The organism is Paracoccus simplex (assembly GCF_042648325.1).
Lineage (GTDB): Bacteria > Pseudomonadota > Alphaproteobacteria > Rhodobacterales > Rhodobacteraceae > Paracoccus > Paracoccus simplex.
Window position 1 is genome coordinate 1 of record NZ_JBHRXE010000068.1, and the last position, 1,169, is coordinate 1,169.

The 1,169-nt window shown below is 63.6% G+C and carries 3 protein-coding genes; all 3 read right to left on the reverse strand.

Annotation, left to right across the window (positions count from 1 at the left end):
* Window positions 1–22: 22 nt before the first annotated feature.
* Entirely contained in the window at window positions 23–418 is a 396-nt protein-coding gene (gene tnpA, locus ACFOMP_RS19675) for an IS66-like element accessory protein TnpA (protein ID WP_018000155.1), read from the reverse strand.
* A gap of 83 nt (window positions 419–501) precedes the next feature.
* Entirely contained in the window at window positions 502–957 is a 456-nt protein-coding gene (locus tag ACFOMP_RS19680; protein ID WP_379033731.1) for a glutathione S-transferase family protein, read from the reverse strand.
* A 16-nt stretch (window positions 958–973) separates the two neighbouring features.
* Window positions 974–1,169: SRPBCC domain-containing protein (locus ACFOMP_RS19685; protein WP_379033734.1), on the reverse strand; the 196-nt coding region annotated here is incomplete at its 5' end.

Genomic DNA, 1,169 nt, shown 5'->3' on the forward strand with positions numbered 1-1,169 from the left:
CGCGTGTTGGCCGGAACCGGGATCACGCCGAAAGTCCCCGGATCAGCCGCGCCAGCGCCTCAGGATCATAGCTGCCGCTGATCCGCATCCGGTGACCGCCCGCCAGCTCGATCTCGATGTGGTTCTCGGCGGCAGGTGCCGCCGGAGTAGACCTGGTCTCCGCGACGATCTCTACGGGCAGAAACCGCGCCTCCTCTGCTGGGCGCGCAACCGAGGTGGGGTCCGGCGCATAACGGGGATCGCGCAGCCACTTGAAGATCAGGTTCGCGTTCACCGCGTAGCGCCGCGCCACCTGAGCCACGGAAACGCCCGGCGCCGCCGTCTGGAAACAGATCGAACGCTTCTCCTCATCCGTCCAAAGTCGCTTCGTCCGACGCGCCACGCCATCACCATAGTGTCCACTATCAATGGTGGACACTATCCGCCTCTTTCACCACGCGGCAGGGCGGTCAGGCCGGACGCTTACGCATTAATAGGGTCCGCGATGCCTACACGGTCATGTTATGCCCTCCGATCGGTGATCACTTGAACGAGATCAGAGCTAAGATGATCGAACATCACAAGCCGCAGACTGGGCTGCTCGTGGACCAACTGGGGTTCGACGACTACATTGCCCCTGTCTCCCTGCCCGACCCGTTGGATGAGCGCGGCGAAGATCCACATGATCGCCCGCGCCCGCGCATTCGCGTCCTCGGGCAGCAGGCCCGGATGGCGCTGCGCGACATGCAGCACAATGGCGCCCGACTCGAACAGGGCAAGATTGCCTTCCTCATAGGTCGGGATCTGCCCGAAAGGGTGCAGCGTCAGGTGTGGGGGCTGCTTCATCTCGCCGAAACTCACTAGGCGGACATCGTAGGGCTGGCCAATCTCTTCCAGCGCCCAACGGACGCGCATGTCGCGCGCCTGTCCCTGGCCGCGGTCGGGGGAGTTTGCGAAGGCGGTGATGGTGGGGGTCATCGGAAAGCTCCTGCGCCTATTGTTTGATCTCGGGCTGGACCAGTTTCGCCAGCTTGTGCAGCGAATCCTGCCAGCCGAGATAGCAGGCCTCGGCTGGGATCATGTCCGGCACGCCCTGCTGTTCGATATTGACCTCGGTGCCGACCGAAACCTGTTTCAGATCCACCGTGACCGTCATCTCGCCCGGCAGGTTGGGGTCGTCGAACCGGTCG